General features: G+C 63.8%; 22 protein-coding genes. 8 read left to right on the top strand and 14 right to left on the bottom strand.

Translation table 11 applies throughout. From position 1 onward, the window contains the following. Positions 1–9: 9 nt before the first annotated feature. The 3 genes from HUTA_RS01005 to HUTA_RS00995 form a co-directional block, all read right to left on the bottom strand. Complete coding sequence (locus HUTA_RS01005) at positions 10–1,212, bottom strand: hypothetical protein (protein WP_012795272.1); 1,203 nt, start codon at positions 1,210–1,212, stop codon at positions 10–12. Then, entirely contained in the window at positions 1,209–2,654 is a 1,446-nt protein-coding gene (locus tag HUTA_RS01000; protein ID WP_012795271.1) for a hypothetical protein, read from the bottom strand. The genes HUTA_RS01005 and HUTA_RS01000 overlap by 4 nt, the downstream gene beginning before the upstream one ends. A 230-nt stretch (positions 2,655–2,884) precedes the next feature. Next, a complete protein-coding gene (locus tag HUTA_RS00995) occupies positions 2,885–5,602 on the bottom strand; it encodes a valine--tRNA ligase (protein WP_012795270.1) in 2,718 nt (905 codons plus the stop codon). Positions 5,603–5,872: 270 nt separating this feature from the next. Between HUTA_RS00995 and HUTA_RS00990 the strand changes: the two genes are divergently transcribed. Further along, positions 5,873–6,112 (top strand): BolA/IbaG family iron-sulfur metabolism protein, encoded by a 240-nt coding sequence (locus tag HUTA_RS00990; protein WP_012795269.1) that lies wholly within the window; start codon positions 5,873–5,875, stop codon positions 6,110–6,112. A 107-nt stretch (positions 6,113–6,219) separates the two neighbouring features. After that, positions 6,220–6,555 carry a glutaredoxin family protein gene (locus HUTA_RS00985; protein ID WP_012795268.1) on the top strand — a complete coding sequence of 112 codons (336 nt, stop codon included), beginning with the start codon at positions 6,220–6,222 and terminating at the stop codon, positions 6,553–6,555. Here the strand turns inward: HUTA_RS00985 and HUTA_RS00980 are convergent. The 8 genes from HUTA_RS00980 to HUTA_RS00945 form a co-directional block, all read right to left on the bottom strand. Beyond that, positions 6,552–7,469 carry an HFX_2341 family transcriptional regulator gene (locus HUTA_RS00980; protein ID WP_012795267.1) on the bottom strand — a complete coding sequence of 306 codons (918 nt, stop codon included), beginning with the start codon at positions 7,467–7,469 and terminating at the stop codon, positions 6,552–6,554. The genes HUTA_RS00985 and HUTA_RS00980 overlap by 4 nt on opposite strands. A gap of 219 nt (positions 7,470–7,688) precedes the next feature. Beyond that, on the bottom strand, positions 7,689–9,167 hold the full coding sequence (locus HUTA_RS00975) for a sodium:solute symporter family protein (protein WP_012795266.1): 1,479 nt from the start codon (positions 9,165–9,167) through the stop codon (positions 7,689–7,691). Position 9,168: 1 nt separating this feature from the next. Continuing rightward, complete coding sequence (locus HUTA_RS00970; protein ID WP_012795265.1) at positions 9,169–9,381, bottom strand: DUF3311 domain-containing protein; 213 nt, start codon at positions 9,379–9,381, stop codon at positions 9,169–9,171. A gap of 94 nt (positions 9,382–9,475) precedes the next feature. After that, positions 9,476–10,756, bottom strand: a complete 1,281-nt coding sequence (locus HUTA_RS00965; RefSeq protein ID WP_012795264.1) for an ATP-binding protein — start codon at positions 10,754–10,756, stop codon at positions 9,476–9,478. Next, complete coding sequence (locus tag HUTA_RS00960; RefSeq protein ID WP_012795263.1) at positions 10,753–11,823, bottom strand: ATP-binding protein; 1,071 nt, start codon at positions 11,821–11,823, stop codon at positions 10,753–10,755. The genes HUTA_RS00965 and HUTA_RS00960 overlap by 4 nt, the downstream gene beginning before the upstream one ends. Continuing rightward, positions 11,823–12,257, bottom strand: coding sequence for an anti-sigma regulatory factor (locus HUTA_RS00955; RefSeq protein WP_012795262.1), 435 nt, complete (start codon positions 12,255–12,257; stop codon positions 11,823–11,825). Before HUTA_RS00955 ends, HUTA_RS00960 begins: the two co-directional genes overlap by 1 nt. After that, complete coding sequence (locus HUTA_RS00950) at positions 12,250–12,630, bottom strand: STAS domain-containing protein (RefSeq protein ID WP_012795261.1); 381 nt, start codon at positions 12,628–12,630, stop codon at positions 12,250–12,252. Before HUTA_RS00950 ends, HUTA_RS00955 begins: the two co-directional genes overlap by 8 nt. Further along, positions 12,627–13,394 carry a PAS domain S-box protein gene (locus tag HUTA_RS00945; protein WP_012795260.1) on the bottom strand — a complete coding sequence of 256 codons (768 nt, stop codon included), beginning with the start codon at positions 13,392–13,394 and terminating at the stop codon, positions 12,627–12,629. Before HUTA_RS00945 ends, HUTA_RS00950 begins: the two co-directional genes overlap by 4 nt. A 182-nt stretch (positions 13,395–13,576) precedes the next feature. Here HUTA_RS00945 and dnaG point away from each other — a divergent pair, with 182 nt between their 5' ends. Beyond that, on the top strand, positions 13,577–15,190 hold the full coding sequence (gene dnaG, locus HUTA_RS00940; protein ID WP_012795259.1) for a DNA primase DnaG: 1,614 nt from the start codon (positions 13,577–13,579) through the stop codon (positions 15,188–15,190). Here dnaG and HUTA_RS00935 read toward each other — a convergent pair. Next, positions 15,187–15,630, bottom strand: a complete 444-nt coding sequence (locus HUTA_RS00935; protein ID WP_012795258.1) for a GNAT family N-acetyltransferase — start codon at positions 15,628–15,630, stop codon at positions 15,187–15,189. The genes dnaG and HUTA_RS00935 overlap by 4 nt on opposite strands. A gap of 5 nt (positions 15,631–15,635) precedes the next feature. Continuing rightward, complete coding sequence (locus HUTA_RS00930) at positions 15,636–16,979, bottom strand: DUF92 domain-containing protein (protein ID WP_012795257.1); 1,344 nt, start codon at positions 16,977–16,979, stop codon at positions 15,636–15,638. Between the two features lie 104 nt (positions 16,980–17,083). On the opposite strand from HUTA_RS00930, the gene HUTA_RS00925 reads away from it, so the two are divergent. Both HUTA_RS00925 and HUTA_RS00920 read left to right on the top strand, forming a co-directional pair. Then, on the top strand, positions 17,084–17,692 hold the full coding sequence (locus HUTA_RS00925) for an undecaprenyl diphosphate synthase family protein (RefSeq protein WP_049941136.1): 609 nt from the start codon (positions 17,084–17,086) through the stop codon (positions 17,690–17,692). Positions 17,693–17,735: 43 nt separating this feature from the next. Next, on the top strand, positions 17,736–18,272 hold the full coding sequence (locus HUTA_RS00920) for an HAD family hydrolase (RefSeq protein ID WP_012795255.1): 537 nt from the start codon (positions 17,736–17,738) through the stop codon (positions 18,270–18,272). 22 nt (positions 18,273–18,294) lie between these two features. Here HUTA_RS00920 and HUTA_RS00915 read toward each other — a convergent pair whose 3' ends face one another. Then, positions 18,295–18,528, bottom strand: coding sequence for a DUF5822 domain-containing protein (locus tag HUTA_RS00915; protein WP_012795254.1), 234 nt, complete (start codon positions 18,526–18,528; stop codon positions 18,295–18,297). 118 nt (positions 18,529–18,646) lie between these two features. Between HUTA_RS00915 and panB the strand changes: the two genes are divergently transcribed. From panB to HUTA_RS00900, 3 genes are all read left to right on the top strand, one after another. Beyond that, complete coding sequence (panB, locus tag HUTA_RS00910) at positions 18,647–19,453, top strand: 3-methyl-2-oxobutanoate hydroxymethyltransferase (protein WP_012795253.1); 807 nt, start codon at positions 18,647–18,649, stop codon at positions 19,451–19,453. Between the two features lie 104 nt (positions 19,454–19,557). After that, positions 19,558–19,785: a DUF7127 family protein gene (locus HUTA_RS00905; protein WP_012795252.1), complete on the top strand. Its 228-nt coding sequence runs from the start codon at positions 19,558–19,560 to the stop codon at positions 19,783–19,785. Then, complete coding sequence (locus tag HUTA_RS00900; protein ID WP_012795251.1) at positions 19,782–22,046, top strand: CDC48 family AAA ATPase; 2,265 nt, start codon at positions 19,782–19,784, stop codon at positions 22,044–22,046. The genes HUTA_RS00905 and HUTA_RS00900 overlap by 4 nt, the downstream gene beginning before the upstream one ends. The last annotated feature ends 2 nt before the right edge of the window (positions 22,047–22,048 follow it).

The raw sequence follows: 22,048 nt of genomic DNA, 5'->3' as shown, positions 1-22,048 counted from the left end.
ATCGTCCCATCACGCGCCACACCGCGATCGTCGCTCGCGTTCGAACGAAGCGAGGTCATAGAACGCGGATTCGTCCCCGAGGACGTAGATATCGTCGCCGCGTCGAAGCGTCTCGGTGTCCGCAGGAAACGGGATGGTCGTCCCGTTCCGGACGATGACGAGGGTCCAGACGGGCAGCCAGCCGACGAACTCGCCGTCGAGTGGATCGCCCTCCTCGATCGATAGCATGCTGATCGTGTGGGCTGACTGCCTGAGGGCGGAGAGAACCTCATTCACGTCGTCCGGAATTGCTGGCTTTGTCGTGTATTCGGTCGGACGATTGCCCGTCGCTGCATTGACGGCATTCGCCGGGAGAGCGAGCGTCATTCGGTCGGTGGTTGCCGCCTGAAGCGTCCCGCGGCCAGCGAACTCGATCCCATCGTTTTGCACCGTCCACCGTTCGATCGGGTCGGGCACTGTGGCCGCTGGGACCTCTTCGTTCCGAACGGCGACACCCACGGTCCTGGGTGGTAATGCCGCAGTCACTCCGGACGGTTCGTGCCCGACTGCGAGCGTCTGGATCTCACGGTCACCGGACAGCGCTATTTCGGTCCGATCGATTCCGTGGTCACGTTCGAGTCGGGTTCGGATTCTGGATTCGAGTTCGCCTCTGGAGAGACCACGAGGAAACCACCACGTGCTACCTTCCAGGTTGCGCTTTGTCGACGAATCGATCGGTTGGCTGTGAGACCGATCCAGAATCGTCTCCGGCAACTCGACGCTGACCGGCTGTCTCGCCGCTCTCCGGATAGCGGCTGTTTCGTCGGTCTGTTTGGCTTGCACAATGTCGTAGATCTCACAGCCGAGCGCGTCTCCGAGGAGTCTTCCCCCGGCGGCAGCTCCCCAAGTCAACCCGAACGCCACGACGAGGAAGTAACCGGTCGCATCGAGCACGATCGAGTGCCCGGCGACGACAGTTCCACCTGCCGCGATGCGGACAATGACCCAGAGAGACACTCCGAGCCAGCTGAGGAGGACGCCAGCGCCGGTCGGGAGCGCTCGGGTCGTCAGTCGTCGATAGAGGATCGCGGTCGCACCTGCCGTGATGGCCCCGAAGAGAGCGAACGCGGTGAGACTCACGGCGGCCGACCGCGTTCCGGGCGGAACCAGCGACGAGAGCTGATTGCCACTGGTGGCGACCGACCCGATGATACCCAGAAAGGCAGTCGTCATCGTTCCACCGCCGAACTCTGGGTCGGTTCGTGGGCTGTGAACTGAGCCAGGGTGCGTTCGTTCCCGATGAGGAGCACGTCCGTTCCTCGGGGAACTGCTTGTTCGATGGGATCTTCAGCGGCACAGACGTCTGATTTCGGCGATTTAGCTGGTTCCTCCGGGAAGTGGCTTTCGTCCCCTTCGCGGGATCGGTCCTCGATTGGCTCGTCGGGGTGATCCGAGTGTTTGACTGACCGAAACTCCCACTCGTCTCCGGCATCGGGCATCCGACGGGCGAGTATCTCGACGTTCGCGGCCTCGTTTTCGAGCAGGTCCTGGTTCTGCTCGTCGATCGTCACGTGTCGGACGATCACGGCGGTTCGACGTAACTGTCTGAACGCTCCCCGTGCTTGATTTCCACCCTGGGACCGCACGAAGACGTCGACGGTTTCCGCCGTCAGCACCGTTTCGACGTCGTCAACGGCGACGGCAACGGACAATCTGGAGTCGGCGTGATCGATGGTCCGATCGGCTGGTGAGGCCGAAGAGTGCGTTTCGTCCCCGCTGGCTCTGAACGCGCCAGTGGCGCCGTCACCTGGACGCCCGCTGGAGGTGTTCGAGTCGCGTTTCGTGGACTGGGTGGACTGTATTCCGAGAACGGTTCCGTCGACACCCCCACCCGTGACTCTGAGAACAACCTTATCGCCGACTTCGAGGCCGGCGGGGACGAGCGTGTCGAGTGTGACAGCACGCTGTCCGGCCGATAACTGATTCGCGCCCGTTCGTGGCGACGGTGCGGCGCTGACGGTCGCCTGCCCCTGGCTGTCGATCGTGGCCTGCGTGACGTCGACGTCGAATCTCGTCTCGACTCGATCTGCCAGTCGGGCCTCGAGTTCATGGATCGGCAGATCAGCCTGAAACTCCCAGGTTCGGGAGTCGGTCGCGTCCCATTTCGCCGCCAATAGCGAATGCTGGCTCTCGAACGACGCCGTGTCGAGCGTGACGTCGATCCCAACCCGGCCAGTGGCATCGGCGTCAGCCACGGTGGCTGGAGACAGCGTTTCCCGACTGTTGTGTCGATCCGTTTCGCTCGCGGGAACGTCTCCGGCGATGCGTTCGCCCTGTCGGTAGCCGTATCGCCCGAGAACTATCGTCGTGACTCCGCCGAGTACCACAAGTGGGAGAAACTCGATCACCGCTGCCGTCCAGTTGGCCACTGCTGGGATGGGATCAGAGAGTGAATCTCCCCACCCATTGCCGACGATCGGTAGCAGGATCCCGAAGAGGACGGCAATAGCGCCGGTGAGAAACAGCGTGACACCGACGCCGCTCTCCCCTGAGAGCGGGGGGTTCACATTGTCGCTCCTCGCGAACCCGACGATCGCAGTGACGCTGGCGACGACTGTGCCGAGGACGAGGCCGAATCCCACGCCAAGAAGGACCCCGAGCGGGGCTCCGATCATTGGCCGAGACACCGCCGCTGTCTCGCTTTCCGTGTTTGCCTGGCGCTACTCACCGCCGTGGTACGTGCTCGTTCGATATGCATCAGTCCCCCGTGACGACGGACGATCACTGTGTGCCGTCGTCGACAGGACGCTCTCCCCTCGGGATCGCATATAAACTCACGTGGCCTCGCACAGTCACAAGAACGGTGTCGGCGATCGACCGGTGTGACGCGTCACTGAAACGCGCGTCAGGACTGGACGACGATCGCCACGTCGTCGGTTTCGACGAGTTCGCCCTCGCCAGCGTAGGTGTGTTCCTTGCGTACCTCGAACTCGTCGGGTTCGAGCGTCACGTCGCCGGCGTGAAGCCGGTCCCCGTCGAGTTCGTACTCGTCTGTCGCGATCGCTTGCTCGATACCGCCCACCTGATCGCCGTACTTCGGTCCGACGGTGGCGTAATCGAGGCTGATCTCGGCGATCTCGGTGCTGATTTCGGGATCGTCTTCGACAACCGAGAGCTCATCGACGTGCATCGCCTGCTGGATGGCCGATTCGAAGCCGCTCACGTCGCCGTAGACCTCGACGCGATCGATGTCGGCGTTCAACGCCATGCCGTGGTCGGTCTTGTAGCCCCGCAGTGCGCCGATCGTCGCCATCGCCGTCTCCCCGGCGGCGAGGTCGGCGTCGTAGCCGCGGGGTTCGGGCCACTCGGAGACGTGGATCGAGTTGCGCTCACCCACCTCGGCGTATTTCGCCTGCCAGATCTCCTCGACGACGTGTGGGAGGAAGGGAGCGAACAGCTTGAGGAATGTCCGGTGGGCCGTCACCAGTGTGTAGGCGGCCGACTTGTCGTCTCGCTGTTTGGCGATCTCGAGGTAGTCGTCACAGAACGTCGACCAGAAGAACGTCCGGAGTTCGTTGCGGGCCTTCGAGAACTCGTAGGTATCGAGTTTCTCGGTCAGGCTCTCGATGGTGTCGTCGAGTTTCGCAAGCAACCACTCGTCGATCGCTGCGAGGTCCTCGGGCTCCTCGTAGTTGTTCCCGGGTGCGAGCTGATCGACGAGCTTCGAGGCGTTCCAGAGTTTCTGCAGCAGGCGCTCGCCGGCCTCGAGGTCGTTTTCCTTGAACGGGAAGTCATCGCCGATCGAGGTCCCGGCGGCCCAGTATCGCGTGGCGTCGACGGGAAAGTCTTCGAGGACTGCCTCCGGCGAAACGACGTTGCCCTTCGATTTCGACATCGCCTCGCGGTTCTCGTCGAGTACCATCCCGTTGACCATCACCGTATCGAAGGGGATCTCGCCGGTGTGCTCGTAACACTTCACGACGGTGTGGAACAGCCAGAAGGAGATGATGTCGTGACCCTGTGGCCGGAGGTTCATCGGATAGAGTTCCGGGTTGTCGAAGGTGAATTCCCCGGCGTCCACCGAGTCGGCTGTCTCTGCCGACTCGTCGGCAGGCTGCCAGTCCCACCCGGCGTTGATCAGCGGCGTCAGTGAGGAGGTCGCCCACGTATCGAAGACGTCGCTCTCCGGCTCGAAGTCCGCCCCGCCACATTCCGGACAGCTATCGACCGGCGGGTCGTCGCTGAGGGGATCGACCGGCAGGTCTTCGCGGTCAGCGAAGACGGGTTCGCCACAGTCTTCGCAGTACCACACCGGGAAGGGGATACCCGAGTCACGCTGGCGAGAGATACACCAGTCCCATTCGAGTCCCTCGATCCAGTGTTTGTACCGGGTGAACATCTTCTCGGGGTACCAGTCCATCTCCCGGCCAGCCTCGAGGTACTCCTCGGTCGAGTCGAGCATGTCGACGTACCACTGCTCGGTCACGAGATACTCGACTTCGGTCTCACAGCGCTCGTGGACCTGGACCGAATGGTGGTGATCGCGACTCTCCAGCAGGTGTCCCGCGTCGTCGAGATCGGCGATGATGGCCTCGCGGGCCTCGGTCGTCGACAGTCCCTCGTACTCGCCGGCGCGGTCGGTCATCGTTCCCGATTCGTCGATGGCGATCCGCAGGGGCAGGTCGTGTGCCTGGTACCACTCGATGTCAGTTTGGTCGCCGAAGGTACAGCACATGACGACGCCGCTGCCGGTCTCTAAGTCGACGCGCTCGTCCTCGATGATCGGGACTTCCTGACCGAACAGCGGGACTTCAGCCGTCCCCCCGACGAGGTGAGCGTTCGCGTCGTCATCAGGGTGGACGAAGATCGAGACACAGGCCGGCAGGAGTTCGGGCCGCGTCGTCGAGATCGTCAGCGTCTCGCCGTCGTCGGCTTCGCCGTTCCCGTCCGCGACCAGCGGGAACTCGATGTCGTTGAATGTGGTGTGTTGTTCGGTATCCTCCTGTTCGACCTGTGAGATGGCCGTCTCACAGTCGGGACACCAGATCGTCGGCGCGCGCTGGCGGTACTCCTTGCCCTGCTCGTAGAGGTCCAGGAACGATAGCTGGGAGATGCGCTGGACGCGGGGCTCGATCGTCTTGTACGTGTTATCCCAGTCGACCGAGATGGCGAGTGACTGGACGTCCTCGGTGAAGGCGTCCTCGTAGTCGGCACACACGTCGCGGGTCTTCTCCTGGAACTCGCGGCGCTCGAAGTCGCTGTGACGGATGTCGAGTTCGCGCTCGGTGAGACGCTCGGAGGCGATGCCGTTGTCGTCGTACCCGAAGGGGAAGTAGACGGTGTCGTCGGTCATCCGCCGGAACCGGGCGACGAAGTCCTGGAGCGTGAACTGATAGAGGTGGCCCATGTGGAGGCTGCCCGAGACGGTCGGCGGTGGCGTGTCGATGGTGAACTGGGTGTCGGCGTCGGGCGTCTCGCTTTCCTCGTAGGCGAAGACGTCGTTGTCGACCCAGTAGTCCTGCCATCTGGGCTCGGTCTCGCGGGGATCGTAGTCCCCTGCGAGTGCGGGGTCAGGTGTCGATTCGTCGGTCGGCTCGTCGTCAGTTTCGTGTTCCGTACTCATGGTTTGTGGCGTCAGTGGTCGTCGTGCGATCCGTCCGTGACTGTGAGAAGGAGCTGTGGGGCTATACCGCCCCTACTACAGGAGGGGTGCGAGCGGTCCCCGTGTTCGTCGATCCGGAGCCCACGCCGGACGGGACGCGTGACATATCTTTCCCTGTGAGTTCATCCGGATTGAGTGTTTCGTGTTTGATCGGCCGCTGGCCGGGGCGGCCGGTCCGTCACAGATTGTCACGAGCGCAACCCCTTTGGCCGCCCGTCGGCCAGCACGGACATGGAATCCGCTGAAGTCGAGCGCCGCATCGAGGACGCGATCCCCGATGCGACTGCGACTGTCACCCATCCGCGGCCGAACGACACCGAACATCTTGCAGCCACCGTCGTCTCGCCTGCCTTTGCCGAGAAAACACTCGTCGAGCAACACGAGATGGTCTATGACGCGCTTGAGGACGCCCTGACGACCGAGATCCACGCCTTGAAGGTGACGACCCGGACGCCCGAGGAAGCCGAGTGAGGCATCCCGCAGGCCAGCAATATACGGTATTTGATAGCACGTCGCAGAAAGAGGCAGGCCTTGACTGTTCCCCAAGTCATAGGCGGACCGATGCGCTGAATCTGACGATGTCAACTGAGACTCCCACTGACGCCGAGACTGTCACTGAACACGTCGAGGGCGTGATCGAAGAAAATGATGTGGTGCTGTTCATGAAGGGGACGCCACAGCGTCCGCAGTGTGGCTTCTCCCAGCGAGCGGTCGGGTTGATACGCGCCCACTGTGAGGACTTCGAGACTGTCGATGTCCTCGATTCCCTCCCGGAGTACCGGGCTGCGCTCGAAGCACAGAGCGGCTGGGAGACCATCCCACAGACGTACGTCGACGGTGAGTTCGTCGGCGGCAGCGACATTCTCGCCGAACACGAGCAGCGAGGCGACCTCGCCGAGACGCTAGCGCCCTAATCGGTTGCCGGCGCGCGGTCAGGGCGTTCCCCTGAGTGGGCACGTACCCAGAGTTCACCGATGCGTGAGAGCCGCGTCCGGTAGGACTTGCCGTGTTCTTCCTGCTCGATGTAGCCTTTGCCGCCCGGCCCGAGGCGATCGACGTTGTAGAGCACCTTCGACCGGAAGCTGTCGGTGTACTCCTCGCCGAGGTCCACGGCCAGGGCCTGGGCAAGCTCTGAGACGGACTCAAATTCGCCGTGTTCGCCCAGGGTGAAGAGGATGAGTTCCTCGAAGGGTTTGACGTTCGAGAACGAGGCGACGGGGATCTCGACCATGTAGCTGCCGTTGATCTCCTTGGCCCCGATCGTCGTTCCGCGCTCGTCGAACTCCTCGATGAGATCCTGGGCGCTTCCCAGGCGCTTCTCGACGAGATCGTCGTCGACATCGTCCGAGAGGTCTTCGAGCAGATCGATCTGCTTGCGGAGTTCCTCGGCGAGTTCCGTTTCGAGGTACTTCTCGGGGGCCGTGTAGTAGGTGTGGATCCGGTGACGGTCCCCCTCACGTTCGACGGCGATCGAGTGGGCGGCCGTCGCGAAGGCGAAGCTGACCGTCCGGGGCATCGCGGAGATGTTGAGCCAGACTTCGGCGTCAGGATCCCGATCGAGTTCGTCGCTGATGAGCGAGAAGCCCTGCTCGAAGGCGGCGTCGTAATCGTAGACGTCCTCGACGAGAATGCGCTCGGTCTTCGAGCCGAGCAGGTTCTGGAAGTCCTTCTCCAGTTGACTGGTCAGGAGTCGGGAGTACTCGGCGTTGGCCTCGTTTCCGATCGCGCCTTCGAGCAAGATCGCACGGTCGACGGTGCGTTGCTCCCGGACCAGCGGCGCGATGAGCCGGTCGTAGTCGAAGCCGACCGGGACGATGTGTGTTTGCATACTCGCTATGTAGGCCCGGTTTGATAAAAAACCAGTCTCATACGTCGCGGAATGTCGGGGAAACGTATCGTCGAATCTATTTTTGAAGAATCTGATCCCCAAATCGGTAGCTCACCGGAATTTTGACCTGTCTGTCCTCGACTCGCTGGTTGTTCTGGACGAATGTGGTGGGTGAAACGCTGGGAACCCCACGGTACTCGGTGATGGCTGCGAGGGCCCCTAGTCAGCGTCGGTACTCTCTGGCGTGACGAACCGATCAGCGTTCTCCTCGGGTGCGGCACGGGTGACCAGCGAGACGCCGACCGTCACCACGAGACCGATCCCCATCCCGATCAGCCCGGCCTGCCAACCCCCGTAGGTCGCCGGGACGGGGTCGGTGAACGTCGCAAGCAGGTAGAACGCCTGGCTGATACCGACGCCCGCGAGCATCCCCGCACGCGTCGTCCCGCGCCAGTACAGCGCGACCAGCACGGGCAGAGTCAGCTGGGCGTAGCCCTTGAACGCCGTCGCGCCGATCTCGATCAGCGTCAGGTTCGTCCCGAGGCTCATCGCCAGTGCGATCAGCGCGAAGGCGACGACTGCCAACCTGGCGACGAGGTCCTCCCGGCGGTCGCTGGCGTCCGGATCGACGAACGGGCGATAGAGGTCCCGCGTCAGGTACGACGACCCCGACAGCAACATCGAGTCGCTTGAGGACATCATCGCGGCCATCGCGCCCGCGACGACCAGGGCGGCGAACCACGTCGGCGTGTAGGCGTTCAACAACGGCGGGAGAATGTTCCCCCGGGCGTTGGGCGTGACACCGAGTCCCGTCGCCCACGCCCCGAGGATGAACGCGGGGACGAAAAGCAGGATGACCAGCAGGGGCCACAGCGCCAGCGACCGTTTGAGGACGCGCTCGCTCCGGGCGACGAAAAAGCGCTGGTTGATCTGGGGAAACATCGCGACGCCGAAGCCGATCGCGATCGCCATCGAGAGCATGTATTGGGGCGAGTACAGCCCGCCGCCAAGCGAGAGGAATTCGGGGTTTACCTCGCCCATCGCCGCCGTCAACTCGCCGGGGCCACCCGCCGAGACGGCGATCCAGGCGAGGGCAACCCACACGAGGACGAGCATGAACACGCCCTGTAACGTGTCCGTCCAGGCGACGCCGCGCATTCCCGCGAGGACGACGTACCCGATCATAAATGCGGTGATCAACGTCGCCCCCGCCCAGTAGGGGATCGCCCCTTCCGTGAGCGATTCCAGCGCCCGGCCGGCCCCGACCTGCTGGAGCATGACGTACTCCAGTAGCCAGAAGAGGCTGATCCCGGCGACGAGTCCACGCAGAGCCCGGGAGTCAAAGCGGTCGCCCAGCATCTCCCCGACCGTGACGTAGCCGTATTCGCGACCGATGAGCCACTGCTTGTAGCCCATCACGTACCACAGGATTCCGAAGATGACGCCGTCCATCAACCCCATGACGAGAATCCACTCCGGCCCCGCCGCAAACGCGAGGTTGGGGCCGCCGAAGAACGTAAACGCCGACAGCAGCGTCGCGAAGGTCGTAAAGAGGAGGACGACCGTTCCGATCGTCCGATTCGCCAGGTAGTAGTCCTCCGCCGAGCGCTCGGTCAGCCGATACGCGACCAACCCGACGCCGAGAGCGAGCAGGAGGTAGCCGACGACGATCCCGAGTTGCAGGGCGACGTTCGCCATCTCAGACACCCCTCTCGACGCCGACACCCCATGCCCGCCGGGTGAACACATAGAACACGACCGATGCCAGCATCATCCAGCCGATGTGCCACCACAGCCACACCGGCAGTCCCGCCAGAACCGTGTCGTCCCCCCAGAGGAACCACGGGATCGCGAGGCCACTCAACACGAGTCCGACGACCACCCAAAACAACGTGCCGTTCCGTTCGGCCATCTATAGGCGTGGATTGAGGAGGGCGTGGTATAACAGTTGCCACAATCCACCAGTTTGTCCTCTCGATGGGGGCGTCCATTCGACTGAGGGCCCTTCAGGCGCGGGCAAGTCGAAGCACGAACACGGATCCGGAGTCCGCTTCGACGGTGGTTTCGACGGGCTCACCGGTCTGGGGATCGACGGGTGACCACTCCGCCCGGTCCTCGACGTGGATCTCTCCGTCGTACAGCGAGACCAGCTGGTCGACCAGGTAGAGACCGATCCCCGTCCCTTCACTGTCGAGAGACTGCTCGCCCTTTCCGAAGATCGCGTCCCGACGATCCGGCGGGATTCCGGGGCCGTCGTCCGCGACGTGTATCTCGACACTGTCGGCGTGGACGATACACACGATCTCGACCACTGGATCACTGTCGTTGTGTTCGACGGCGTTGCCGAGCAGGTTCCGGAAGATCGACCCAAGCATCTCGTTTGCCCGGACGGCAACGGCGGGCAGGTCAGTCAGGAGCTCGAAACGTGCGTGAGGATTGGCATCACGTTGGCGATCGAGTTCGTAGGCGAGTACCTGACAGAGGTCAACAGGTTCGAGTTCGGGATCGTCATCGCCGGTCACCGCCTCGATGTATTCGCGGGCGTTCTCGGTGAGGTCCGTGATGTGGTCGGTCGCCGAGAGGATCTTCTCGATGGCTTCACGCTCGCCGTCCTCGACCAGTCGTTCATCGAGCCGTTCGGCGAACGCCTGGATCACCTGCACGTCGTTGCTGATGTCGTGACGGACGAGCCGATTGAGTGCCTCCAGTTCCTCGTTGGTCCGCTCCAGGCGCGTCTCGTAGGTCCGGAGTTCGGTTACGTCGATGACACCGCCACGAAACCCGGACGGTGAGCCGTCATCGGAGAGGGTCCGGGCGTTGTCTCTGACCCATCTGACCTCGCCGTCGGCGCGCTGTACCTGATACTCGAAGTTCTCGATCGCCCCCGCATCTCTGAGTCTGGATTGATAGGTTTCGTAGCGGTCTGGATCAAGGAACACGTCCTCGCCGATGTCAGTAACCGCCTCCTGGAGGGCTTCCGGAGCGTCGTAGCCGAGGATCTCGGCCATCGACTTGTTGGCGAGGACGTACCGTCGACCGTCCGGCGTCGTCTTGTAGATCCCCTCGACGGCGTTCTCGAACAGCGATCGGTAGCGCTGTTCGGCTTCCTGGAGTTCGAGCGTCAGCGCGACCATGCCCTCGTTGGTCTCTTCGAGTTCCGTCTGGAGCTCCGCGATCCGATCGTCCTGGGTCGCGATCCGATCGGCCGCGGTCGAGAGCAGGTCCCCGAGGTCGTCGTCGCGATCAACTGCGAGTTGCCGGAGCTGCGTGAGTATGTCCGCTGTCACTGGTGGTTCTCCCGTTGATCGGTTTCGGTCTCGGAGCCGGGTCCATCTGCCGGCAGTCCAACGAGTACTGTCGCATCGTCGTGGTCTTTGCCCAACTCGGCGAGCAGCCGCCGGGCAGCCACGGTCGGGGCGTCGGCGAGGATCCGCTCGTAGTCACTCAGTTGCCACCGGGAGTCAACGCCGTCCGAGGCGAGTACCAGCCGCGTCTCCGGGACCAGATCGGCGCTCGCCACGACGGGATCCGGGCCGTTGCTGCCGAGAACCCCACGTCGATCCACCACACGCAGATCGATGCCGTCAGTTTTGTGCGTGATGTTCCCGACGGCCCCGAACGTGACTGTTTGGGCTGTCCAGTCGAAGCGCGCGAGTGCCATCACGACGCCCCGAGTGGCCTTGCAGGCACGTTCGGTCCCCGCGAAGATCTCCCCGAGCGGGCGATCGGCGTGCGTGTTGACGTAGCCCTTCGCGGCCATCGCAGCCGTGTGGGCCGGCGGCCCGTGTCCGAGTCCGTCGATCACGCCGACGAGAGTGGTGTCGTTCCACCGAGTGAGCACGAAGCTATCGCCGTTTTCGGTGCCCAACACTTTCGGCCGGGATGCCGCCCCGAAGGTGAGCAACGGATCGACCGTCGGTTCGGCGAACGACCGGACCCATCGATCGGCCGTGACGTGGGTGCCGTTGCCGGGCGTTCCGGGCGACATGACGGAGACCCGATCCATCAGACGGTTGACTGCGCCGAGCCCGCGGCCGAGGCTGCCGGCAGTCGAGACGCCGTCCGTGAACGCATTCTCGATGTCCTCGATTCCGCTCCCGGCGTCCCGGGACTCGATCCTGATCCCGCTGTCCGCGTCATCGGCCATGTGAGAAACGGTGAGTTCGCCGTGTTCGGCGTGTTTCCGGACGTTTTCGGCGAGTTCCGTGGCGACGATACCGATCTCTGCGCCGACGTCGGTATCGAACCCGGCCTGGCCGGCGATGTCCTCGGCCAGCGACCGTGCGAGGACGACATCGTCATCAGTCTCGACTCGCTGTCGTTTCTCCCGTCGAACCTCGAAGTCTCCGGGCATCACTGCCACTTCCTGATGGTGACGGTCGTCCCGGTATCGGTACTCGAAGACAGCCAGAACTCGTCCATCAACTTCCGCGTTCCCTGGATTCCGCGGCCCATTCCGTCGGATGTCGAGTGCGTGGCGGCCAGGACGCCCTCGACGTCGTCGATTCCGGGACCGTCGTCGTCGAACGTGATCTCCAGACCGTCTCGATCGCCGTCCTCGAGAACGCGCCAGCTCATCGTGCCATCACCGGCATAGAGATGGATGTTCCGGGCGAGTTCGGAGACGGCCGTGACGATCCGGGTGACGTCAGTGATCGAAAAGCCTTCGCTCTCGGCGACCTCCCGTGCCCGCTGGCGTGCTCGCAGGACGTGGTCCTCGGCACCGAGCTGTAGCTCGCCCGACCGTCTGACTGTGACGTCCTCCCGGAGCGAGCCCGTCTCATTCATTGCGTGTCTCCTCGGCGGCACGGACCCCTAACTGCGAGAGGGCGTGATCGGTATCCCGCGCCGTTTCGACGCCCCCGAGGTCGAAGCCGAGTTCGGCGGCGGTGATCGCGACGCTCGGCCGCATCCCGGCGACGATGGCTGTCCCGCCCATCAGCTCGACCATCGCCGCCGTCTCTGCGATGACGCGGGCGAAAAACGAATCCAGCGTATTCACGCCCGAGATATCGAGGACGACGCCGTTCGGGTTCGACTCCTCTATCTCCGCCAACACCGCCGCCCTGAGCTCGTCGACCGCCTGGTCGGTGGGCTGGCTCGGGAACCTCGCGACCAGCACGTCGAACACTCGGGTGATCGCGGGATCGGCCGCCGTCACTCGAACGTCACCCCTTGCCAGGAGAGTGCGACCTGGAGGCCATCCATCAGTGACGAGCGCGTCTCGACGTCATCGAGTTCGACGCCGAGCTGTACGAGGGTCTGGGCGATGTCCGGACTGATGCCAGTGATGACGACGCGGGCACCGAGCAGATTCACGGCGTTGATCGTGTCGATGAGATGCTGGGCCGTCGCCGTATCGATCGCCGCCACGCCGGTGATGTCGATCAGCGCGACAGACGCTTCGGCCTCGACGATCCGATCGAGGAGTTCCTCGGTCAACCGCTCGGCTTTCGCCGTATCGAGCGAGCCGACGACCGTGGTCAGAATGACGCCGTCCCAGATCTCGACGACCGGCATCGAGAGGTTACGGATCTCCTCGGCCATCCGCTGGAGCCGGCGTTCGTTCTCCAGGCGATCGGTAATGTCCCTGCCGATACCCACGATCACGCGGAGTTCGTCGTCCTCGATCAACGGCGATACCGAGAGTTCGTAGGGGATCTCCGTCCCGCTTTTCGTTTCGAGGTTGGCCTGAACGGCCGTTCGACGCCGGTTCTTGATCACGGTCTCGATCGCGTCGGCGACGGCCTCGCTCCCGTCACCGGAGAACAGTGCCGTCGGTTCCATCTCGTCCAGTTCGTCGTCAGTGTATCCGGAGACCGCCGGCAACTGCTCGTTCCAGGCGACGAATTCGCCTTCGGGCGTGAATATGTAAAAGACGTCCTCGAGTTCGTCGATCGCCGTCGCGATCAGGTCTTCGTTCATGTTACCAGAACAGGTCCCCCTGACGTAAAACGATGCAGGCTAGCCTAATCAAACGTTGCTGACCCCCTGCGGGGCGTCTGTCTCTCTCCCGACAGGCATTTGCTGGCTCGTCACGTACGTTGTTTCGTCCATGGATTCGGTCATGGCAATCACATCACGCCCGCACGACGGGCAGATCAACAATGCAAGATTCAGCGAAATATCTCATTCACGCACAGATCGAAGCCAACGGGGTGGTCGAACGGAGTGACGTCGTCGGCGCCATATTCGGCCAGACCGAAGGCCTGCTCGGCGACGAACTCGACCTCCGGACCTTACAGGAGTCCTCGAAAGTCGGCCGCATCGACGTCACGATCGACGCCGAGGGCGGCCGCTCGACCGGCGAGGTGACCATCGCGAGCGGACTCGACCGGGTCCAGACCGCGATTCTGGCAGCCTCCCTCGAAGCGATCGATCGGGTCGGCCCCTGTCGGGCAACGCTCGAAATTACCCAACTCGAAGACGTCAGAACCGCGAAGCGGCGCGAGATCGTCGACCGTGCCGAGGAATTGCTCGCCCGCTTCGACGAGGAAGTGATGTCGAGTCACGAACTCGTCGAGGAGGTTCGTCGCCGCGCCCGCGTCGAGCGCATCACCGAGTACAAGGGGTATCCTGCAGGTCCGAGAGTCGCCGACGGCGATGCGATCATCGTCGTCGAGGGGCGGTCGGACGTGTTGACGCTGTTGCAGTACGGGATCAAGAACGCTGTCGGCGTCGAGGGGACGAACGTTCCGGATGCGATCGCCGACCTCACCCACGATCGCACGGTGACGACATTTCTCGACGGCGACCGCGGGGGGGATCTGATCCTGAAAGAACTCGCCCAGGTCGGCAGCGTCGATTACGTCGCCTTTGCCCCGGCCGGCCGGGCGGTCGAAGACCTCTCACGGACGGACGTGACCGACGCGCTTCGGGAGAAAGTCCCGTACGACTCGATCGCCGACGGCGAGATCTCGCCGAGCGATATCGCGCCCGGTCCGGACGGGGAAACGACGGATAGTGAAGCCGTGGATTCGGTGCCAGCCAATGGTGACCCCGGCGACGGCCTCGACGATTCACCATCGGCGTCAGCCACCGACGATGGGTCGACAGTGGCTGGCGAGGACGAAGCCGACGCGACTGATGCTGAAGCGGAGACCGACGCGGTCGGTGGCGAAGACGGGGCCAACGCAGTGGCTGGCGAGGGAGCGACCGACACAGCCGCTACCGAGGGGGAAAACGAGCCATCGGATGACGACGCCGTTGTGGCTGACGGGGACGGGGCCAGTGCCACCGTTTCGACAGCCGAGATCACGACCGAAGGCGGGGAGTCTGTCCCGGTACCTGCCAACGGCGATGTGGCCGATCAGGTATCAGGAGCTGACGACGGAGCGGACGAGCCGTCCGAAACTGCCGGAGATGACAGTCCAGTGAGTCGATCCGGACCGGACGACGCAGAGGACGACGGCGAGGAATCGATCAGCACGTCGGCGACGCTCGACGATCACGTCCAGACCGTCATCGGCGAGTCTGCCGGTGCGGTGCGATTGCTGGATGACTCCCTGGCGACCCTTTCGGAAGCCCCCGTCGAGGAAGCCTTCGAGACGATCCGTGACGCCGATCCCGTCCCCGGAACGGTGGTCATCGACGGCCCCGTGACCCAACGGCTACTCGATGTCGCCGCACAGCGTGGGATCTCCCGGATCGTCGCCACCGAGCGTGGTGACCTCGTCAAACAGCCTACCTCGGTCCGCGTCACGGTCCCGGGAGCTGCCTAGACCGATCTGGCAAGGACGATCCCGGTCGTCGGCGCTGTCTCGTAATATTCCGATAGTCGCTCACGTTCCTCGAAACCGTGTCCGCGGTAAAACGAGCGGGCACGTTCGTCGGCCGCTCGAACCGTCAGCCGGAGCTCGGCTACGCCAGCCTCGCCAGCGCGCTGCATCAGCGTCTCGAGCAGTGCGCTCCCGATCCCCTGCCTATGGCGGGACGCGTCGACGGCTATCTCCGGCACATAGGCTGTGTCGTCCCCGACGAGCGCGAAGACGTATCCGATGGTTCGCTCATCGGCGTCGGCGACGAGCCCGATACCGAGGCCGCTTGCAGCGGCTGTCAGCAGCTGTGGCGAGGGGTGGTCGAGGACCGCTCGCTGAATCGACCGGAGGCGTCTCTCGTCGGCGGGCCGGATGTCCCGTATCTCGACCCGATCCTGGCTCATCTTGATCAAAGCGCCACAATATTCGTAGCGACTGCAAGCACCGCCCCGGCGATCCCGGCCGAGAGCGTAGCGAGGAAGTTCACGCCCTGGTTGCCGACCCATCGTCCTTCGATCGTCGCTCCGAGCAGGCTGTCGGTAGTCATGCCGATGAATCCGCTGGCGACGATCACGCCAGCCCCGCCGAGTGTGATTGTCTCGAACAGGAGCAATGCGATGGCGGCGATGATCCCTGCGCCGGCGATCCCGGCGAGTTCACCCTGCCAGGTAACCCCGCCGTCGGTTCCAGGTTCGACACGTTCGAAGGTAGTAATGAGTCGTGGGGCATCATAGAGCCCACCGAACTCGCTCGACAGCGTGTCACTCATCGCTGCCGCAACCGATCCGGCGAAGACGAACAGGAACAGGTCAGGATGCACACCGGTCAGTCGTGGGCTCGCCGCGGCAGCCAACACGGCGAACAGCGCGATCAGGGAGTTCGCGAGGACGTTGCCGCTGCCGCGGGCCCCGTCGTTCTCCTGAGCGATGCCGCGGATGACTTTCTCGTCGTATCTGAATTTGCTTGCCAGCCCGCCACCGCCGAAGAACGTGATCAGCATCGCGAACCAGCCGTAGTCCCCGATCACGATCGTCAGGAGGCTTAACAGTACCCCGGTCAACATGCCGGGAAGCGACGCCGTCTCCAGCGCATACGAGACGTACCCCAGCGCGACCGTGATCGCGAGTGCGATCGCGATGCCAGAGGTCGAAAGCGATATCGAGAGGTCCGTAAACAGCCACAACAGGAGGCCGACCGAAATGATCACCAGCGGATCGTCCCGCTCGAACAACATCGATCTAAGCAACGCGGCGAGCAGGGCCCCGCTTGCAGCCAGAAAGACCAGGACCGGAAACGCCGGGCGGCCGCCACTGATCGAACCCGAGAGCACGAAGCTCCCGAACCCAGCAAGGAAGCCAGCGACGACGAATCCGGCCGTGGCGACGATCGGTTCCCCGCCCTGGGCCCGAACCACGTGCGCGCCGACGTTGCCGACGCTCAGGATCAGTGTCGCGGCCACTGGAACGGCTGTTGGCATGTCGAACTGGATTGCGAGCAGAATCAGGGCGGCGATCGACAGTGAGAAGCCGGCCAGCCCGTAGAGTCGGCCGTCCCGGCGGTCGCCCGGTCGCGCGAACAACTCGAAGATAACGCCCGATTCAACCACGTGCAATCCGCCAGTCAGCAAGAGGAACGGAACGGCCGCTACCAGTGTCGCGATATCCGGGGCGAACAGCCGGTCGGCAACGGGAGCGATCACGCTGGCGAACCCGACAAGTGCGAACGCTACCGCACGTCGGAGCGCGGAGGTCACTACCGGCGGTTTCCCCGAGAGCTACTTACCAGTTCCGACCCACGACCGACTCCTGGGCGAGTGGCTTCGTGACCTTCTTACTGTTCGGTGACGGATCTCCCCGCGTGGGATTGTACGATCGGTATCTGGGGACACGCATCCGTCTGAGCGACGCGGTCCTTCCCGAACGCGTCGCGATCGTCCTGACGGAACAGGACTTACTGGAACAGGGTGCCTACGATACACTCGAATCAGTCCTCGAGTGGGCCTTCGAGTACGGTGCCCGAAACCTCATCCTGTACGTCAGCGTCCTCGATGAAGCCGCCGTGCCGACGCTGCGGCGACAACTCGAAGGGATCGACACATCCAGGGACGTGGCTGTCCGCGGTCCTGCGGACGACCACCAGGCCGAGACCCCGATACAGATCAGCATCGGCCTCGGCGGCAAACACGAGTTTGCCACCGCCGTCTCGGCACTTGCCCGGGAAGTCGAGGCTGGGGAACTCGACCCCGCGGACATCGACGAGTCGGAGATCGAACGCCGGCTTGTCTTCCGGTCGGATCCGGACCTCGTCATCAAAACGGGCGCCGAGCGACTCTCGGATTTCATGATCTGGCAATCAGTCTACTCGGAGCTGTACTTCACCGACGTCAACTGGCGGGACTTCCGGAAGCGGGATTACCTTCGTGCCATCAGGGACTACCAGCAGCGCCAGCGCCGGTTCGGCCGCTGATTGTGACGAAGCACCTTTGGGAGCTGGTTTCGTACGGTAATTCATGACAGTGTCGTACGAGGCGGTGATATATGACCTCGACGGGACTCTCGTCCGGCTCGATGTCGACTGGACGCTGGTGACCCAGAAGGTCGCGTCCCGTCTCAGAGATCGGGGGATCGACACCGAGGGGGCAAGTCTCTGGGAGTTACTCGAACGCGCCGAAGCCGCGGGGATCTTGGACGTGGCAACTGAAGTCGTGGCGACGCACGAACGCGTGGGCGCTCGCACAGCAGAGCGATTGCCTGCAGCGGCCGAACTCCCACTCGACGTGCCGGTCGGCGTCTGCTCGCTGAACGCTGAGGCGGCGGTTCGAACGGCCCTGGAGCGCCACGACCTGCTCGAAGCCGTCGAGGCGGTCGTGGGTCGGGACACGCTCTCAGCCCAGAAACCGGATCCCGAACCCCTGCTCGCACTGGCCGACCGACTCGACGCCGACCCTGCGCGGACACTGTTCGTCGGCGACACGGCGAAAGACGAACGAACGGCTGATCGGGCCGGGATGGACTTCCAGTACGTCGAGGAGTGGCTCGAAAAGTGATCGCTCCGGCCGATGTCCACTCTCAGGCGCGATACCGCCGTTCGTATACGAAGACGCCGACTGCGGTCAGAAACCAGACCACTGCACCGACGCGTATCGCAAAGGTTGCCCGTGCTGTCCAGGTCGGCAGCGATTGTCCGAGCGAGAGGACGGCGACGATCGGCGCGCCGAGGACGATTGTCACGACGAACGTCGTCTGCAGGACCCACCCGTGATCGACGCCGTCGGGATCGGTGCGCGCACTCGGTTCGGCCACAGGTGGGTCTGTGTGGGCCGTGTTCTTGCGTCTGTCGGTTTATCCCACCGATCGCGCAACTGCCACCGGTGGTGACTGACCCGAAGGCGTAATAGCGAGCCGTGACGGACTAGCACGCATGACTACGGTGCGAGACGTCCGGGAGATGGTCGGGACGGAGCCGATCACGATGCTGACAGCCTACGACGCCACGACGGCCGAACTGGTCGAAGATGCCGGCGTGGACGTGATTCTGGTCGGGGACAGTCTCGGCAACGTCGTTCTGGGTCACGACTCGACGCTCCCCGTCACGATGGACCAGATGGCGAGCCACACGGCGGCGGTCGTCCGGGGAACCGACGACGCGCTGGTCGTCACAGATCTTCCCTTCCTGAGCGTTGGGGCGGACCGGGGCGACTCGGTCGAGAACGCCGGCCGACTGCTCAAGGAGGCCGGGGCGAACGCGGTCAAGATCGAGAGTGGCCCCCACACCGTCGAGTTGACCGAGCACCTGACTGATCTCGGCATCCCGGTCATGGCCCACCTCGGCTTGACGCCCCAGCACGTCAACCGACTGGGATACACCCGGCAGGGAACCACCCAGGACGCAGCCGAAGAGATCCGCGACCTCGCCGTGGCCCACGAGGACGCCGGGGCGTTCGCACTCGTGCTCGAACACGTCCCTGCCAACCTTGCGGCGGCCATCACTGCCGACCTCGAGATTCCGACGATCGGTATCGGGGCTGGACCTGACTGTGACGGCCAGGTTTTGGTCGTCGACGACGCGGTGGGCCTCAGCGAGTCAGCTCCGCCCTTCGCCGAAGCGTTCGGCAACGTCCGGGATGCTTACGCCGACGCACTCGACGGGTACGTCGACGCCGTCGAAGGCGGTCAGTTCCCGGCCGAGGAACACTGCCACGTCGCGGACGATCTCGATCTCGACTGAGTAAAGGGTGTGAACCGCTTTTCTACTTGATTGGCGATATAGTGGCACGTATGGCGTATTTCAGCGGTAGATTTAAATAGTACTAGAGCTAACTCAAGGTTAGCATGAGATTAGAACAGCAGACAGTCGGCGACGCGGCGATCCGCCGGTTCGACTACGAGGACGCGACGACCTTCGTGGCCGATATCGGCCGTGACGGTGCTGTCGACGTCGTCGGCGATACGGCAATCGTCATCACCGACGACGACCAGTATGACGTCTCTCTGCCGGATGGGGGGGAGCCAACAGCCTTTATGAACAACGGCGTTCTTACCATCGAGGTGAAAGGATGAAACTCACCGTCAAACCACTCAAACAGAAGGACGCCGGTCGTGGGCTGGCCGCGATCGATCGGGCGGCGATGGAGCAACTCGACCTGGAGAACGGCGACTACGTCGTTCTCGAGGGGCGCGAGGGACGGGCTGTTGCCCGTGTCTGGCCCGGGTATCCCGAGGACACCGGCGACGGCGTCGTCCGGATCGACGGGCAGCTCCGACAGGAAGCGGACGTCGGCATCGACGACCGGATCGACGTCGAGAAGGCCGACGTCAAACCCGCCCGCTCGATCTCGGTCGCCCTTCCCCAGAACCTCCGCGTCCGCGGAAACATCGGCCCGCACGTCCGGAACAAGCTCTCCGGGCAGGCAGTCACGACAGGCCAAACTGTGCCGTTCTCGCTCGGGCTCGGCCCGGTCTCCAGTGTCGGTGGCCAGAAGATCCCGCTGAAGATTGCCGAGACCGATCCCGAGGGGACGGTCGTCGTCACCGAGCAAACCGAGATCGAGGTCAGCCAACAGCCCGCCGAGCAGATCACCGGCGAGGCACCCGAGGACGCCCGCGGGACGCCCGACGTGACCTACGAGGACATCGGCGGGCTCGACGACGAGCTAGAGCAGGTCCGGGAGATGATCGAGTTGCCGATGCGCCACCCCGAGCTGTTCAACCAGCTGGGCATCGAGCCGCCGAAGGGCGTCCTCCTGCACGGGCCGCCCGGCACCGGCAAGACGCTGATGGCCAAAGCCGTCGCCAACGAGATCGACGCCTACTTCACCACGATCTCGGGCCCGGAGATCATGTCGAAGTACTACGGCGAGAGCGAAGAGCAGTTGCGGGAGATGTTCGACGAGGCCGAGGAGAACGCCCCGGCGATCGTCTTCATCGACGAGATCGACTCCATCGCCCCCAAGCGTGATGACACGAGCGGCGATGTCGAACGCCGCGTCGTCGCCCAACTCCTCAGCCTCATGGACGGCCTCGAGGAGCGCGGCGACGTGATCGTCATCGGCGCGACCAACCGACTTGATGCGCTCGACCCCGCCCTCCGTCGTGGCGGTCGCTTCGATCGCGAGATCGAGATCGGGGTGCCCGATAAAAAGGGTCGCAAAGAAGTCCTGCAGGTTCACACCCGCGGGATGCCGTTGAACGACGGGATCGACATCGACGAATACGCCGAACGGACCCACGGCTTCGTCGGTGCGGACCTCGAACAACTCGCCAAAGAGGGGGCGATGAACGCGCTTCGCCGGATCCGTCCGGAGATCGATCTCGAAGCCGACGAGATCGACGCCGAGATCCTCGAATCCCTGGAAATCACTGAAGACGATTTCAAGGCGGCACTGAAGGGGATCGAACCCTCGGCGCTCCGGGAAGTGTTCGTCGAGGTGCCCGACGTCTCCTGGGAAGATGTCGGCGGGCTCGAAGACACCACCGAACGCCTCAGAGAGACCATCCAGTGGCCCCTGGAGTACCCCGGCGTCTTCGAGCAGATGGACATGGAGTCCGCCAAGGGCGTGCTGCTCTATGGCCCACCAGGCACGGGGAAGACGCTGCTCGCCAAGGCCGTCGCCAACGAGGCCCAGAGCAACTTCATCTCCGTGAAGGGGCCGGAACTCCTCAACAAGTACGTCGGGGAGTCCGAGAAGGGCGTCCGCGAAGTCTTCTCGAAGGCGCGTGAGAACGCACCCACGGTGGTGTTCTTCGACGAGATCGACTCGATCGCGGGCGAGCGGGGGCGCAATATGGGCGATTCGGGCGTCGGTGAACGCGTCGTCTCCCAACTGTTGACCGAACTCGACGGGCTCGAGGATCTGGAGGACGTCGTCGTGATCGCCACCACGAACCGCCCGGATCTCATCGACGCCGCGCTCATCCGACCCGGTCGACTCGACCGACACATCCACGTCCCCGTGCCCGACGAGGACGCGCGCCGGAAGATCCTCGAGGTGCACACGCGGGACAAGCCGCTCGCCGAGAGCGTGGACCTCGACGACCTGGCGCGCCGGACCGACGGCTACGTCGGTGCCGATCTGGAGGCCGTCGCCCGCGAGGCTGCGATGGCCGCCACGCGTGAGTTCATCCGGAGCGTCGATCCCGAAGACGTCGACGACAGCGTCGGGAACGTCCTGATCGACGAGAGCCACTTCGAAACCGCGCTCGGAGAAGTCCAGCCGAGCGTCGACCGCGAGGTCCGCGAGCGCTACGAGGAGATCGAACAGCGCTTCGACAAACGCGAGACTGAACTCGACGAACCCGAGGTCGGCAAGACCTTCCAGTGATC

This window comes from Halorhabdus utahensis DSM 12940, assembly GCF_000023945.1.
In the GTDB taxonomy this organism is placed as follows: Archaea; Halobacteriota; Halobacteria; order Halobacteriales; family Haloarculaceae; genus Halorhabdus; species Halorhabdus utahensis.
The sequence above is the reverse complement of the archived record's forward strand: the minus strand, read 5'-3'. Positions and strand labels throughout refer to the sequence as shown.

Coding starts and splice junctions, on each gene's coding strand:
- HUTA_RS01005 (WP_012795272.1), bottom strand. CDS start 1,212: ATGACGACTGCCTTTCTGGGTATCATCGGGTCGGTCGCCACCAGTGGC.
- HUTA_RS01000 (WP_012795271.1), bottom strand. CDS start 2,654: ATGATCGGAGCCCCGCTCGGGGTCCTTCTTGGCGTGGGATTCGGCCTC.
- HUTA_RS00995 (WP_012795270.1), bottom strand. CDS start 5,602: ATGAGTACGGAACACGAAACTGACGACGAGCCGACCGACGAATCGACA.
- HUTA_RS00990 (WP_012795269.1), top strand. CDS start 5,873: ATGGAATCCGCTGAAGTCGAGCGCCGCATCGAGGACGCGATCCCCGAT.
- HUTA_RS00985 (WP_012795268.1), top strand. CDS start 6,220: ATGTCAACTGAGACTCCCACTGACGCCGAGACTGTCACTGAACACGTC.
- HUTA_RS00980 (WP_012795267.1), bottom strand. CDS start 7,469: ATGCAAACACACATCGTCCCGGTCGGCTTCGACTACGACCGGCTCATC.
- HUTA_RS00975 (WP_012795266.1), bottom strand. CDS start 9,167: ATGGCGAACGTCGCCCTGCAACTCGGGATCGTCGTCGGCTACCTCCTG.
- HUTA_RS00970 (WP_012795265.1), bottom strand. CDS start 9,381: ATGGCCGAACGGAACGGCACGTTGTTTTGGGTGGTCGTCGGACTCGTG.
- HUTA_RS00960 (WP_012795263.1), bottom strand. CDS start 11,823: ATGCCCGGAGACTTCGAGGTTCGACGGGAGAAACGACAGCGAGTCGAG.
- HUTA_RS00955 (WP_012795262.1), bottom strand. CDS start 12,257: ATGAATGAGACGGGCTCGCTCCGGGAGGACGTCACAGTCAGACGGTCG.
- HUTA_RS00945 (WP_012795260.1), bottom strand. CDS start 13,394: ATGAACGAAGACCTGATCGCGACGGCGATCGACGAACTCGAGGACGTC.
- dnaG (WP_012795259.1), top strand. CDS start 13,577: ATGCAAGATTCAGCGAAATATCTCATTCACGCACAGATCGAAGCCAAC.
- HUTA_RS00935 (WP_012795258.1), bottom strand. CDS start 15,630: ATGAGCCAGGATCGGGTCGAGATACGGGACATCCGGCCCGCCGACGAG.
- HUTA_RS00920 (WP_012795255.1), top strand. CDS start 17,736: ATGACAGTGTCGTACGAGGCGGTGATATATGACCTCGACGGGACTCTC.
- panB (WP_012795253.1), top strand. CDS start 18,647: ATGACTACGGTGCGAGACGTCCGGGAGATGGTCGGGACGGAGCCGATC.
- HUTA_RS00905 (WP_012795252.1), top strand. CDS start 19,558: ATGAGATTAGAACAGCAGACAGTCGGCGACGCGGCGATCCGCCGGTTC.
- HUTA_RS00900 (WP_012795251.1), top strand. CDS start 19,782: ATGAAACTCACCGTCAAACCACTCAAACAGAAGGACGCCGGTCGTGGG.